The sequence below is a fragment of the Pseudofrankia coriaricola genome (assembly GCF_001854805.1).
GTDB lineage: Bacteria > Actinomycetota > Actinomycetes > Frankiales > Frankiaceae > Pseudofrankia.
The window spans coordinates 1-13,837 of the sequence record NZ_MBLO01000013.1 but is presented as its reverse complement, the minus strand read 5'-3'; the positions used below and the strand labels follow the sequence as shown (position 1 = coordinate 13,837).

The following is a 13,837-nucleotide window of genomic DNA, read 5'->3' as shown; positions in this document are numbered from 1 at the left end:
TCCAGCGCCTCGCCCCGGCAGCGGGCCGCGAGCGCTCGGATGATCGCGGCCGACGCGATGGCGTGGCCGGCCGCGTTCGCGTGCACGCGGTCGCTGGCGAAGATGGCCGGGTCGGCCGCGCGCGGGTGGTGATGGGTGTCGACGTGCAGGCCCCCCACCTGGGCCGCGACGGCGGCGGTGATCGTGTCGAGCCGGTCGAGCAGGCCGGCCATCGTTGCCGCGGTCCGCGGCGAGACCAGCCCCGAGCGGGCGAGGTCGAACAGGCCGATGGTCACCACCAGCGCGCCCCGGTCGGCGAGCGGGAGGGCGATGTCCAACAGCTCGCGCCAGGCCTGGTCGGGGTCGTAGCCAGGGCGCAGCGTGTCGTTGCCGCCGGCGACGATCAGTGCGAGGTCCGGCTCGAACCGCAGCGCCGCGGGCAGTTGGCCGTCACGGACGTCGGTGAGGCAGGCCCACGGCACGCCGAGGTTGAGATAGTGGGTGCCTCCTGACTCATCTGACTCATCCGCCTGGCGGGAGCGGTGAAGCTGGTCCCGCGGTGCTCCCCTCTCGTCGGCGAGCGCCGCCGCGAGCCGGTCGGCGAAGCACAGGTCCCGGTAGCCGGCGCGGGGCTCGCGCACCCCGGCGGCGATGCTGTCGCCCAGCACCACCAGCCGCTGCCAGGGCGCGCCGCGCAGCAGCTCGGCCTCCTCGGCGGGGGCCAGGCAGTCGGGATCCGCCCGCTCCAGGGCGTCGTCCAGAACGGTCACCGCCCGACCTCCGGGGTGAGCGGGCCCGGGCGCCGCGAAGGGCGTAGCAGCAGGCCGACGACGGCGACCGCGCCGCACAGCGCCGCCATCATCCAGTAGACGTCCTGGAAGGGGCCGATGCCATCGCCGGGCTGACGATCGAGCAGGAGCGCGGTCGCGGCCACGCCGATCGCCCCGCCGACCTGGCGGGCCGCGATGTTGAGGCCCACCGCCGCCGCGAACCGCCGGGGTTCCACCGCCAGGGCCGCGGCGCTGGACACTCCTACGCTGACCGCGCCGATGCCGACGCCGAGGCCCAGCCCGGCCGGTAGCCACACAGTGAGGAAGCGCGCGTCGGCGGGAAGCCAGATCGCGAGCACCAGCGAGGTCGCGGCGATCAGGGCGCCGCCGACGACAACCAGCACCCAGGGCGCTGGTTGCCGCCGGGACCGGCCGATCGAGATACCGACGAGCGCCGCCCAGCCGGCCGCGGGTGTCATCGCGAGGCCGGCGGTCAGCACCGAGTACTGCCAGGCCTCCACGAGGAACAGCACGCCGAGCAGCAGCGAGGCGTACAGCGCGGCCCCGAACAGGGCGGAGATGACGTTGGCGACCGCGTAGCCCGGGCTGCGCCACAGGTCGACCTCGATGGCCGGGGCCGGGTGGCGCGCCGACCGGCCGACGGCCGCGACCGTGCTCAGGGCGCCCCCCAGCAGAAACCCGAGTGTCGCCGGGCTTGCCCAACCCCATCGCTGCGCCTCGGTCAGGCTGAGGACGACCGCGCCGATGCCGCCGGCGAGCAGGACGGTGGCCAGGGCGTCCGGCGCGCGGCGCCGCGCGGTGTCGGCCCCGGCTCCGGTACTGGCCCCGATTTCGGTTGGCGTGGCCCTGGGCTGGTAGCGGACGGCGCGTTCGATCAGCCACAGCCCGATCGGCAGGTTGATGCAGAACAGCACCCGCCAACTGGCGACGTCCACCAGAATCCCGCCGACCGCCGGGCCTGCGACCGCCGCGAGCCCCGCCGAGGCGCTCCACAGGCCGATGGCGGCGGCGCGGCGGTCGGGCGGAGTGTCAGCGAGCACGATCGCGAACGACGCGGGGATCAACAGCGCCGCGCCGACTCCCTGCACGGCACGGGCGGCGAGCAGAACCGGGAACACCGGCGCGACGACGGCCAGCAGTGAGGCGGCCGTGAACAGGGCCGCTCCGGCGACGAACAGCCGGCGGCGGCCGAACAGGTCGGCCAGCCGTCCGGCGGGCGCGAGCAGCGCGGCGAACGGCAGCGCGTAGAGCGTCACCACCCAGGACACCGAGGTCACGCCGACCTCGAAGTCGCGGGCGAGGTCGGGTACCGCCAGGTTGGTGATCGTCGCGTCCAGGAACGCGAGGAACGAACCACCACAGGCGAGCAACACCGCGGTTCGGGTTGAGCGGGCTGGCGCCGCCGCGGACGGCGTCAGCCCGTCCGGGGCCGGCGACAGGACCGTGGCCGGGCTGGACGGTGGAGCGGCGGAGGACAGGGGCTGGGAGCTCATGATGCCGCAATTTAGCGACCGAACGTTCGTACTTCAATAGCGAACGGTCGATCGGTATGCTCGACTGGTGTCTGGCCGCCGCTCCGTCGCTGACGCGCTCGACACCCGCGCGGCGATCCTGCGGCGCGCCGCCGACATCGCGTCGGTCGAGGGTCTGGAGGGACTCACGATCGGTCGGCTCGCGGCCGATCTGGAGATGAGCAAGTCGGGCGTGATCGGCCACTTCGGCTCCAAGGAGCAGCTTCAGCTCGCCACTCTCGACCATGCGGCGGATCTCTTCCGCCTACGGGTCTGGGAGCCGGTGCGCCACCTGCGGCCGGGCCTGGAACGCCTCCTCGGGATCTGCGCCTCGTGGACGCGCTACGCCGAGGCCCCCGGATTCGCGGGCGGCTGCTTCATAGCCGAGACCAGCTTCGAGTGGGACGGCCGGACCGGCCCGGTGCACGACGCGCTGGTCGTTGTCACCGGCCGCTGGCGGCGCACCCTCGCCGCTGAGATCAGGACCGCCATCGCGGCCGGCGAGCTCGCCGCCGACCTCGACCCAGACCAGGCCGTCTTCGGCCTGGAGGCGCTGGCCGCCGGCATCAACCCGGCCCGGCAGCTCCACGGCGAGACCCAGGCCCCCACCTGGGCGCTGCGCACCATGCACGCCATCCTCGGCGTCTCGCCAGCGACGGCGAGCTGACCACGGGGCGCGAGACGTGACTCGGGGCGCCGACTGACAGAGGCGCCGACTGACAAGCGCCTCAGGCGCCCGAGCCGGCTTGGGTTGACTCGGGCGCCTGAGGCCGGAGCTTGTCGACGCCCGCCGCCTGCTCCGTTTCCTGCTCGGCGTCGCGGACCGGTGGCAGTCGCGATATTCCCGCGCACAGGGCGATGGTGCCCCACAGCAGACTGTGGATGGTGTGGCTGCTGCCCCATCCCCAGCTCGATCCCATGACGAGTCCGAGAATGACGCCGGCGCCGCCGCCCGCCATGAGCAGCGATGACGGTATCCAGCGGAGCGCGCGCGAGCGGGAGCCTGGCTCGCCTGAACGTGAGGAATCCATGACGCCGCAGGCTAAGTCGCGCTCGCGGGCCGCGCTGTCGTCCTGATGACTGGCGGGACCAGTCCAGTTTTGTGACCACCGGGAGCAGTCCAGTCACTCATTCCCTGGACTGGTCCCGGTGGCGCGAGCGTGCACGGCTCAGGCGTGCACGGATGCCTCCAAGTCGTGGACGAGCCCCTCGGCGACCTTCTTGGCGTCTCCGAAGATCATGAGGGTCTTGTCCTGGTAGTAGAGCTCGTTCTCGACGCCGGCGAAGCCGGCCTTCATGCCGCGTTTGACGACCATGACGGTCCTTGCGCTTTCGACGTCGAGGATCGGCATGCCATAGATCGGGCTGTCCTTGTTCGTCTTCGCGGCCGGGTTCGTCACGTCGTTCGCGCCGACGACGAGAGCGACGTCGGTCTGGGCGAAATCGGCGTTGATCTCGTCCATGTCGAGGATCTGGTCGTAGGGCACGTCAGCCTCGGCGAGCAGCACGTTCATGTGGCCGGGCATCCGGCCGGCGACCGGGTGGATGGCGAACCGGACCTGGGCGCCGTTTCGGACGAGCACGTCGGCCAGCTCGCGGATGCGGTGCTGGGCCTGGGCCACCGCGAGCCCATAGCCGGGCACGATGATGACCGACCGTGCCGTCTCCAGCAGCATCGCCGCCTCCTCGGTGGAGGCGCTGCGCACCGGCCGTTCCTCCACCACCCCACTCGCCGCGGCGGACGCGTCCACCTGGCCGAACGCGCCGAACAGCACGTTCGTGAACGAGCGGTTCATCGCCCGGCACATGATGACCGAGAGCAGGAAACCGGCCGAGCCGTCGAGCGCGCCCGCGATGATGAGCGCCTTGTTGTCCAGCGCGAAACCCATCGCCACCGACGACAGGCCGGCGTAGGAGTTCAGCAGCGAGATGACGGTTGGCATGTCCGCGCCGCCGATCGGGATGATCAGCATGACGCCGAACGCCGCCGCGAGCACCGCGACGACCGGGAACAGGTAGGTCCGCGATGGGTCGACGACCAGCCACACGCCCGCAGCCACGGCGACGACGAGCGTGACGAGGTTCACGACGTTCTGCCCGCGGTACACCTGCGGGCGGCCGGGCAGGATCTCGTGCAGCTTGCCGAACGCCATCAGGCTGCCGGTGAAGGTGAGGAAACCGAGCAGCACCTCCAGCGTGATCGCGGCCATCGTGAAGGCCCCGATCTCGGGCTGGTGGTTGTAGTACTCGGCCGTGCCGACGAGACCGGCGGCGAGTGCGCCGAAGGCGTGTGAGAGCGCGATCCGCTGCGGCATCGCCGTCATTGGGACGAAGACCGCCATCAGCGCGCCGATGGCCGACCCGACGACGAACGCCAGGATGATCCAGCGGAAGTCGACGATCTCCTTGTTGACGAGCGTGCCGATGATCGCGAACAGCATGCCGAGTTCGGCGGCTTGTAGGCCGCGCCGAGCGGTCTTCGGCTGCGTGATGCCCTTCAGCCCGACGATGAACAGACCACCGGCGGCCAGGTAGCACAGAGGCACGATGTAGTCGTTCATCGGGCGGTCTCCTGGGCGGTCGCGGTCGCGGCGGGGGCGGCGTCCTTGCGGAACCTGGCGCGCAGCCAGTCGGCGGCACTGGGGCCCGCCCCGCCGGCCGGCGTGCCCTTACCGGCCGCGCCGCGGGGGCGGAACATCTTCAGCATCCGGTCGGTGATGAGGAACCCGCCGACCACGTTGATCGTCGACGCGGTGACGGCGATCGTGCCGAGGATGGTCGACATGACGCCATGGTCGGAGCCGGCGATGACCAGGCTGCCGACCAGCGAGATGCCGGCAACCGCGTTGGTCAGCGACATCAGCGGGGTGTGGAACAGCGGTGGCACCCGCCGGATCACCTCGAAGCCGACGAAGCTCGCCAGCAGGAACACGTACAGGCCGCTCTCGATCGCGGTGGACATCGACCTCAACCCCCAGCCGTGGTCGAAACGGCGGCCGTCTCGCGGTCGCTGTCGGCGGCGTCTGTCGCCGTGGTGGCATCGAGAGCCGCGAGGCCCAGCAGGTCGCGCACCCGGGGGGAGACAACCTCGCCACCGTGGGTGATCAACGTGTCGGCGATGATCGGGTCCGTCAGGTCGAGGCGGACCGCGTCGTCGACGATGAGCAACCGGAGGAAGTTGGCGAGGTTCTTCGCGTACAGCCGGCTGGCGTGCGCGGGCACGGTCGCCGGCAGGTTCGTCGGGGCGAGCACCGTCACCCCGCCGACGTCGACCTCCTCGTCGGGCTTCGACAGCTCGCAGTTGCCACCCTGCGCGGCGGCGATGTCGACCACGATGGAGCCGGGCGCCATCGCCCGCACCATGTCCGCCGTCACTATCACGGGCGCGCGCCTACCCTGCACCTGCGCGGTCGAGATCACGATGTCCTGGGCGGCGACCACCTTGCCGAGCGCCTCCCGTTGGCGGCGGAGGAAGTCCTCGCTCTGCGCGCTGGCATAGCCGCCGGCCGTCTCGGCGCTCTCCGTCTCCAGTCCCAGGTCGACGAACGTCGCGCCGACGCTCTCGGCCTGCTCGGCGGCGGCCGCGCGCACGTCATAGGCGGAGACGACCGCCCCGATCCGCTTGCAGGTCGCGATCGCCTGCAGACCTGCCACCCCGGCGCCTATCACCAGCGCCCGGGCCGGTGGCAGCGTGCCGGCGGCCGTCGTCATCATCGGCAGGATCTTGTTCAGCCGGCCGGCGGCGACCAGCGCCGCCTTGTAGCCGGCGAGGGTCGCCTGCGAGCTCAGCACGTCCATCGCCTGCGCCCGGGTGATGCGGGGGAGCAGCTCCAGCGCGAAGGTGGTGACGCCGCTGGCGGCGAGCGCGGCCGCGGCGGCCGGCGTCCCCAGCGGGTCGGCCAGGCCGACGATCACCTGTCCCGGCCGCGGCCAGGCGGCGAGTTCGCCCGCCGCCGTGGGGTCCGAGCCGGGGACGCGGACGAACACCGTGACGTCGGTGGCGAACACGTCCATCGCCGTGCCGACGACCGCGCCGCGCTCGGCGTAGGCCGCGTCGGGGAAGCCCGCGCCCTCGCCGGCGCCCGCCTCGACGACCACCTCGTGGCCGGCCTTGCGCAGGCCGTCGATCTCCTGCGGGATGAGGGCGACCCGCCGCTCGCCCGGCGCGGTCTCGCGCGCCACACCGATCCTCATCGGGCCCGGGTTCCCTTCCGGACCGGCGACGGAGTTCCCGCCGGATCGGCGACAGGGATCCGGTAGGTCCGCGAGGTGGCAGGTCCGCCGCCGCCACCGAGGCGGCCGGAGCTGCGACGCACCTGTCGGGTCACCCCGCTTGTGGCGGCCTCGCCGATGCCGGCGGAGAGAGCGCAGAAACCGCTGAAGGACTTGATCGTGCTTTCGGCGGCGGGGGACAGGGCCTGGATACCCAGCCCACCGGCCTCGGCGCCGGTGGATGGGGGCAATGCGGTGCGCCGCTGTGGTGACCCGGCGGCGCGTGGCGCCGACGGAGTCGATGTCCGGTGCATGAGGGAACCTCCACTGGTGGTTTCGGGATGCCGACGACGGCGTCCCGGGCTGGGACAACGAGTGCGGGAACGCGAGGTTGGTTCGCGGCGACCGGCGTCGCGAACGGGCTGGGAAAGAAACGCTGTTGGCGGGCCGGCCGCCCCGGGGTCCCCAGGGATCCGCGCGAGCGGATCTCTGGGCGAGGGGGGTCGTCTGGGCAGGCGGTCTGTCTGGTCAGGCGATGGGTCTGTCTGGTCAGGAGTCGTCTGGTCAGGCGAGCGCGCGGGCCGGGCTCTGGGGTTTCAACCTCAGCGAACCTCCGCCAGCGAAAACCTGGCCATGTCAATGGCCGGGTTACCCGACCACTTCGGCGGCACTGCCGACAGGGGACATGACCAGCGTGTTTGACGCGTCGCGTCACCGACGAGCGGCGGCACTGCCAAAGGAGGGGCGAGCGGGTGCTTCACCCGCGCGTCCCTCCGGACGTCGGTGACACGGTGGAATAAGTTGGTACCTAGGCGGCGGTTCGTGGTCAATCACTTGTGTCTGCGCGCCATATGTGGTGCGTCCCGGGCGTGCCGAAATACGTCGCGCCCGCTGGACGGCGTGGCGTGGCCGCTCCGCTCGGTACGGTCCGCCGCCACGGCTGTTACCTGCGGGTACATACCGCGGCGCCGGCCGCGTCCCGGGCTCATGACAGCGTGCCGTGGCGTTGTGAACGTCACAACGAGAAGCGCGCCGGCGTTTCGGGGCGGCCTCGACGGATACCGCGCGGAAGACGGCCGGTAAGGTTGCCGAAACAAACAGGCGGGGTCATACCTCGGCCAGGGAACTCCGAATGTGCCGCGACTAACATTTACGGGCACAGGCGAACGGCATTAAGTATCCGATCCGCGGCGCCCTGGTCGTCGGCACTGGGCAGGTACGCGCCCGAGCCCGCGCGGAAGGGCCCTTCCGCCGCGAGCGCATGCGCGAGCACCCGGATCTGTTCCTTGAACGAGCCGCGGTGTCCGGCTCAGCTGGCGGCGTGCAGGGCGGCCATGCCCAGGCGGTGCAGGAGGTCGGCCATGCGGGCGCGGCCGAGGCGGGCGGCGCCGCCGGTGGCGCTGTACGGAGTCGAGTTGAGCAGGCCGAACGCGGCGTGGACGGCGGCGCGCGCCGCGTCCTCGGCGATCCCCGGGTCACGTGCCCGCAGCTGGGCCACCCAGATCTCGACATACCGGCGCTGCAGGCGGCGGACGGACCGCGCCGCCGTCTCGTCCATGCTGGCGAGGTCGCGGTCCTGGAGGCGGATCAGCTCGGGGGAACCGAGCGCGAACGACACATGCCAGCGCACCAGCGCGTCCAGCGCCTCGTCGGGGCTCGCCGCCTGGGCCCTGACGGTCCCCTCGGCCAGCAGCCGCTCGCTGATGCCGACCAGTAGCTCGGTGAGGATCGCCTGCTTGCTTGGAAAGTGCTTGTAGACCGCGGGGCCGGAGACGCCGGCTGCCGCGCCGATGTCGTTGATGCTGACGCCGTGGTAGCCCCGGTCGGCCATCAGCCGCGCGGCGGCGGCCAGTAGCTGCTCGCGCCGGGCCCCCGGCGCGGTCGCGGACGCCGGCGGCGTGGCGCTCCCGGCCGCGGCGCCGTCAGGGCCACCCGGAGGGCTGTCGTCTGCGGAGGTGGCCTCGGCGCCTGTCGTGGTGGTGCGCCCTGGCATGCAGGCAGATTACCGCTCGTGAGAGCCCACCAGACCCAGCTGGTTAGACCAGGCCGCGCCCGGCACCTGCTCCTGTCGCGTTATCGTGCAGTGGAGGAGCCGCCGGGTTCAGCATCGGTCGCTGGGGGCGGGAGCGGCGATGGTTTGTCGGTCCCCCAGGCCGTTGGCTGGTCGGACAGTGACCATTCCAGAACAGTGCCTCGGGTCAGCTCCTGGAATCGGATCCAGGGTCCGGATATCGGGTGGCCGTCGCGTCGCAGGCCGGCGGGTACGCGGCTTTCGGCGTTCTCTGCTCCGGGAGTGAGCAAATGTAGCGGCCCGCTGGGGAGGGCGATAGTGATTGACGTCGCGGCGGGTGGGGCGAGGGCGAGCATGTCGGTGCCCGGTTGGGCTGGGCCCAGCCCGAGCCAGGCGAGTACGTACCAGGCGGACAGGCCGCCGGTGTCGTCGTTGCCGGGGAGGCCGTCTGGGCTGTCTCGGTACAGCGTGTGGCGGACTCGGTCCAACGTGGCGGCGGTCAGGGCCGGAGCGCCGAACGAGTCGCCAAGCCACGGGACGAGCTGGCTGGGTTGGTTACCCATCGCCGCGTGCGCGCCGGTCGGACCGTCGTCGACACGGCTCAGGAAGGTTTCGAGCCGGCGGGTTGCTGTCTGCCAGCCGCCCATGGCCCCGGCGAGACCGCTGGGATCCTGTGGTACCAGCCACGCGTACTGCTCGGCGTTGCCCTCGGTGAAGCCCGGGATGGTTACCGGCTCGACCTGGTGGAAGCGGCCGTCCGGATCACGCGGTGCCGGCAGCCCGGCGTCCGGGTCCCAGACCGAACGCCAGCGCGCTGACCGTGTTGTGAAGGTGGCCGCGAGGTCGGGCCGCTGGGCGGCGGACGCCAGCTGGGCGACGGCGAAGTCGGTGAGGGCGTATTCGAGCGTGATCGACGCGGCGTCCGTCGGGCCGATGGGTGGGGCGGGTACGAACCCGAGCCGGGCGTATTCCGCGGCGAAGGGACGTCGGTCGGCCGTGTCCAGCGCGGCGGTCAACGCCGCCGCCGGGTCGATCGGCAGCCCGAACGCGACGGCCTGAGCGAGTAGAACCGTCCCGCCGTCGCCCGGCATGATGCCGGCGTCGCCGGTCGCCAAGGTCCAGCCGGGCACTGACCCGGTCTGCGCCGCCGCGGCCAACAGCGACCGTGCGGCGTCGGTGGCGACGTCGGGAGCGAGCAGCGCGAGCAGCGGGAATGTGCTGCGGTAGGCGTCCCAGCCGGCGATCCCGCTGCGAGCGACCCATCCGGTGGCCTGTCCCGCGGAGCCGTCCCATCCGACATAGCGGCCGTCGGTGTCGCTGACGGTGACCGGGCCGAGCATGACGTGATAAAGCGCTGTATACAACGTGCGCAGGTCGGACAATGGTGCCGACGCGACCTGTACAGCGGATAGCCGACGGTTCCATTCCGCCCGGGTGGCCTGGGCTACCGTGTCGACGGCGGCGGGATACTCGGCCGTCAGGTTGGCACGGGCGCCCTCGACGCTGACATAGGACACTGCCACACGCAGGGTCACCGAATTGTCCGCGGCAAGCGGTAGGCGCAGCCAGGCACCAGCGGAGGCGGAACGAGATGTCGCGGTAGCACCGCCCACGTCGGATGCGTCCCGCGCTGATGACCAGTGTCCAGCTGACCAGGTACCCACCGTTGTCGGCGGACGATCTGGTTGGGCGACGAAGTACAGGGTGCTTACGGCCGGCTGGCGGCAGAACGTGCGGCTGGTGACGGACCCGGTGACCGCGCCGGTGGCGGCGTCGACGCGCACGTCCGCTCGCTGGGCGCCGTCGGCGCGGCGCCCGGCGTCGAAGGTCAGCATTGCCTCGCTGCCCGCCGGATAGGAGAAACGGCCGATGGCCGTACGGGCGCCAGCCGCCAGATCCACGTCGATACCGCCTCCGCCCGAGGGGGCGATCCGGACCTGGTAGCGGCCGGGCGTCGCGGACTCGTCGTGGTGGGAGAACCCGGCAGCCCACGGCGAGGGCTCGTCAACCGCGCCGGTCGGCGGCTGAGTCGGCAAGCTGGCCGTTGGCATGATGGCTAGATCCTGGGCCGCGGGACAGGCCGTGCCATGCAGGTGGGTGAGGCTGAACCCGTCGATCGTCGAGTCGGCATACCGGTAACCGCCCGACCCGGAAGCCGATCGTCCGCTCGTGTCCGGGCTCCACTGCAGCATTCCGAAAGGGGCGGAGGCTCCAGGGAAGGCCCCTCCCACCCCGTCGCCCGGGATGACATCAGGGTGCTGCGGGGCGGTGCCTACGAAGGGGTCGACCAGACGGGCAGGGTCATCGCCAGTGGTCGAGCGCGCCGGGGAGGGGTCCACGACACGCGGCAGTACGCCGACGATCAGGCCAACCAACGCGACCGATGCGACCAGCACAACGACACCCGAAACCCGGCCGGCTCGGACTGGGAACCAGACGCGGCTGACGGCAGCAACTCGCGGTGCCGGCACACGTGCGGCATGACGGCGGCCACCAAGTCTATGGGTCCGGCTGGGCGGTGGCAGAACGGCTCCGAACGTAGATATCCATATTCAGTCTATATTGGGACATCTCATCATCGGCTGGCGAGACATAAGAGTCAAGCGCGTCTAGGAGCAATGCCGTTGCGTTACGGCCGCGGGGGCGGGGCGGATGACTGTTGCCTCCTGCGGTGGTCTGGTTGGTTGAGGCCACTGCCGGTGACTGCCCTCGCCGAAACAGCCGATGGCGTGGCGCCATCCGGGGGCGACTCGTTGCCGCCGCCGCAGTTGGCGGGGCAGTTCTTTCGACTGGTGCCGGTGCTGCTGTAGGCGTAGGCGGTGTCGTCTCTGTACGGCCTGGCGGTCAGCCTCGGCCCGGAAGGGGCACCGGAAGCCCCACGGCGGCGGCCGTTACGGTGTGGGGTCGGATCCGTCGGCCGACGCTGGCGACGGGGCCGTTGCGCTCACGTCGACGGATGGAGATCCGGGTGACCCCTACCCACGTTTCGGTGCTGCTCGAAGGCCGTTCGTTCCTGGAGGGCCCTCGCTGGTATGCCGGCCGGCTGTGGGTTTCCGACCTCTACCTGGGCGAGGTGCTCGCGGTCGACCCGGCCAGCGGCTCGGCCGAGGTGGTGGCCGAGGTACCGGGCCAGCCGTCCGGGCTTGGCTGGCTGCCCGACGGCCGGATGCTCGTCGTCTCGATGCTCGACCGGCACCTGCTGCGCCAGGAGCCGACTGGTGATCTCGCCCTGCACGCCGACCTGGCCGGGTTCTGCGGCGGCCACCTCAACGACCTGGTGGTCGACGAGCACGGCCGCGCCTATGCCGGGAACTTCGGTTTCGACCTGATGGCCGGCGAGACGCCCCGTCCGACCGTGCTCGTGCGCGTCGACCCGGACGGCACCACCAGCGTCGCGGCCAAGGACCTGATGTTCCCGAACGGCTCGGTCATCCTCCCCGCCGCCGGCGGCGGGCGGACGCTCGTGGTCGCCGAGACCTTCGAAAACCGGCTGACCGCGTTCGACATCGCCGGGGACGGGGCTCTGGTCGGCCAGCGGATCTGGGCCGACCTCAGCTCCGGCGCGCTGCGGGCGCCCGGCCTGCCGGCCGACGACAGGCCCACGGCCCCGGACGGCATCTGCGCCGACGCCGAGGGTGCCATCTGGGTCGCGGACGCGTTCCACAACCGGGTGCTGCGGGTGCGCGAGGGCGGCGAGGTCCGCGAGGAGGTGCCGACGGGCGTCGAGACCGCGTACGCCTGCGCGCTGGGCGGCGCCGACGGGCACACCCTGTTCATCTGCACCGCCCGCTCGTTCCTGGACGACGAGCGCCGCGCGACCCGGGAGTCCCGCGTGCTCACCTGCCGCGTCGACATACCCGCCGCGTAGCGGGCCTCCGGCCGCGGCGGCACACGAGCCGGCACCGACAGCGCCGTGGCGGACACCCCACGCGCCCGGTGGATGCGGCATCGTAGTAAGACACGGGACTGCGCCGCTCTGCAGGCAGTGGGGGGAAATGCCGAATGCCGGCCCGCGCTCTTGACACATTTTCCGCGGTGTTCTTCCGCGGTCTGGCCGTGCTGCGCGGCCTGGTCGTGGGGTTCACCATCGTCTACGTCTGGATCTGGTGGCGTGACTGGTACGGCCAGCATCCGGCCGCTCTGGTCGGCCCCGCCCTCGTGGTGGCCTGGAGCCTGGTCTACATCGCGATCACGTCCCGGCGGGCGCTGCCGCGGGCACTCGTCCTTGTCGATGTCGCCGTCGGGATCGCCGTCGGGCTGACGGCGCCGTGGACGGTGGCCTCGGCCTCGCTCGGTGACCCCAGCTCGTGGGTCTGTCTCACCGTCGTGTTCGCCGCGCTGAGCGCGGCCTGCGCGCTGCGCACCCGCTTCTCGCTGGTGGTGATCCTGGTCCTCGCCTGCGCCCACTTCATCCCGGCCCATGACCACCGGCCGCAGGTTCTCACCTCCACCGGGCTGCTGCTGTTCATCGGGCTCGCGTTGCGCCAGGGGGTGGTCCGGATACGCCGGGTGGCGCTGGGGGCGGACGCCTGGCTGGACGCGGTCGGCGCGCGGTCGGGCGCCGAGCTGGTCGCCGGGGCGCGCGCGAGGTCGGCGAGGACGAGCGAGCGTTTCCTACACGACACGGTGCTGAACATGCTCGCCGGTATTGGCCTGGGCGGTGTCGGCCTGGGCGGTGTCGGCCTGGGCGGTGTCGGCCTCGCCGGTGTGGGCGGTGGTGCCGGCGGTGGCGTCGAGACCACCGGCGCCGCCTCGGCCGATGTGGCGCTCGCGCGGGCCAGGGCGCGCTGCGGCCGCGTCGTCGCACAGGTGGAGCAGCTGCTCGCCAGCGCCGGCGGTGCCGCCGACGCGCCCGACGACTCGGCGGACGCCGAGATGGAGCGTCAGGTGCGCGCGGTCGCCGAGGAGGCTGTCGACGACGGCCTGGACGTGACGGTGAGCTTCACCCGGGTCGACGATCGGCGGTGGCCGCGGCGGGCGAAGCGGCCGCGCGACTCTGAGCCGGCCGAGGGCGTGGTCGAGCTCCTGCCCGCGGAGGTGGTGAACGCGCTCGCCGCGGCGATGCGCGAGGCATTGACCAACATCCGCCGGCATGCCGGCGTCGGCGCGGCGCGCGTCAGCGTCGTGCGCTGGCGCGACGGGGTGCGCATCGAGATCGAGGACGACGGCGTCGGCTTCGACGCCGTCCGCTACGACCCCGCGTTCACACGCGTCTCCGTCTCCGTCTCCGTCTCCGCCCCTGCGCCTGCGCCTGCGCCTGCGCCTGCGCCTGCGCCTGCGCCTGCGCCTGCGCCTGCGCCTGCGCCTGCGCCTGCGCCTGCGCCTGCGCCTGC

At 72.0% G+C, this 13,837-nt stretch carries 11 protein-coding genes and 1 pseudogene; 3 read left to right on the top strand and 9 right to left on the bottom strand.

Translation table 11 applies throughout. The annotated features are described in order from the left end of the window. Positions 1 to 749 (bottom strand): GDSL-type esterase/lipase family protein (locus BCD48_RS03175; RefSeq protein ID WP_071046716.1); only part of this gene is annotated, 749 nt, incomplete at its 3' end. After that, on the bottom strand, positions 746 to 2,263 hold the full coding sequence (locus tag BCD48_RS03170; RefSeq protein WP_083418097.1) for an MFS transporter: 1,518 nt from the start codon (positions 2,261 to 2,263) through the stop codon (positions 746 to 748). The genes BCD48_RS03170 and BCD48_RS03175, both read right to left, overlap by 4 nt. A 67-nt stretch (positions 2,264 to 2,330) precedes the next feature. Here BCD48_RS03170 and BCD48_RS03165 point away from each other — a divergent pair, with 67 nt between their 5' ends. Further along, a complete protein-coding gene (locus BCD48_RS03165; RefSeq protein ID WP_071046715.1) occupies positions 2,331 to 2,948 on the top strand; it encodes a TetR/AcrR family transcriptional regulator in 618 nt (205 codons plus the stop codon). Positions 2,949 to 3,009: 61 nt separating this feature from the next. Here the strand turns inward: BCD48_RS03165 and BCD48_RS03160 are convergent, their stop codons facing one another. The 7 genes from BCD48_RS03160 to BCD48_RS03130 all read right to left on the bottom strand — a co-directional run bounded on the left by BCD48_RS03160 (position 3,010) and on the right by BCD48_RS03130 (position 10,900). Beyond that, positions 3,010 to 3,312, bottom strand: a complete 303-nt coding sequence (locus tag BCD48_RS03160) for a hypothetical protein (protein ID WP_131803745.1) — start codon at positions 3,310 to 3,312, stop codon at positions 3,010 to 3,012. 138 nt (positions 3,313 to 3,450) lie between these two features. Next, entirely contained in the window at positions 3,451 to 4,842 is a 1,392-nt protein-coding gene (locus tag BCD48_RS03155) for an NAD(P)(+) transhydrogenase (Re/Si-specific) subunit beta (protein WP_071046713.1), read from the bottom strand. Next, positions 4,839 to 5,243 carry an NAD(P) transhydrogenase subunit alpha part 2 gene (locus BCD48_RS03150; RefSeq protein WP_071046712.1) on the bottom strand — a complete coding sequence of 135 codons (405 nt, stop codon included), beginning with the start codon at positions 5,241 to 5,243 and terminating at the stop codon, positions 4,839 to 4,841. The genes BCD48_RS03155 and BCD48_RS03150 overlap by 4 nt, the downstream gene beginning before the upstream one ends. Positions 5,244 to 5,248: 5 nt before the next feature. Continuing rightward, positions 5,249 to 6,475: an NAD(P) transhydrogenase subunit alpha gene (locus BCD48_RS03145; RefSeq protein WP_071046711.1), complete on the bottom strand. Its 1,227-nt coding sequence runs from the start codon at positions 6,473 to 6,475 to the stop codon at positions 5,249 to 5,251. Next, positions 6,472 to 6,807 carry a hypothetical protein gene (locus tag BCD48_RS52875; RefSeq protein WP_071046710.1) on the bottom strand — a complete coding sequence of 112 codons (336 nt, stop codon included), beginning with the start codon at positions 6,805 to 6,807 and terminating at the stop codon, positions 6,472 to 6,474. The genes BCD48_RS03145 and BCD48_RS52875 overlap by 4 nt, the downstream gene beginning before the upstream one ends. A gap of 995 nt (positions 6,808 to 7,802) precedes the next feature. Further along, the gene (locus BCD48_RS03135) at positions 7,803 to 8,486 is read right to left on the bottom strand and encodes an SACE_7040 family transcriptional regulator (protein ID WP_198543054.1); all 684 of its coding nucleotides are present in this window, start codon (positions 8,484 to 8,486) and stop codon (positions 7,803 to 7,805) included. Between the two features lie 80 nt (positions 8,487 to 8,566). Continuing rightward, the gene (locus BCD48_RS03130; RefSeq protein WP_241841477.1) at positions 8,567 to 10,900 is read right to left on the bottom strand and encodes a GH92 family glycosyl hydrolase; all 2,334 of its coding nucleotides are present in this window, start codon (positions 10,898 to 10,900) and stop codon (positions 8,567 to 8,569) included. A gap of 572 nt (positions 10,901 to 11,472) precedes the next feature. Between BCD48_RS03130 and BCD48_RS03125 the strand changes: the two genes are divergently transcribed. Together BCD48_RS03125 and BCD48_RS03120 are read left to right on the top strand one after the other, a co-directional pair. Next, positions 11,473 to 12,372 carry an SMP-30/gluconolactonase/LRE family protein gene (locus tag BCD48_RS03125; protein ID WP_198543053.1) on the top strand — a complete coding sequence of 300 codons (900 nt, stop codon included), beginning with the start codon at positions 11,473 to 11,475 and terminating at the stop codon, positions 12,370 to 12,372. A 134-nt stretch (positions 12,373 to 12,506) separates the two neighbouring features. Beyond that, positions 12,507 to 13,837, top strand: a pseudogene (locus tag BCD48_RS03120) (hypothetical protein); the annotation flags it as partial.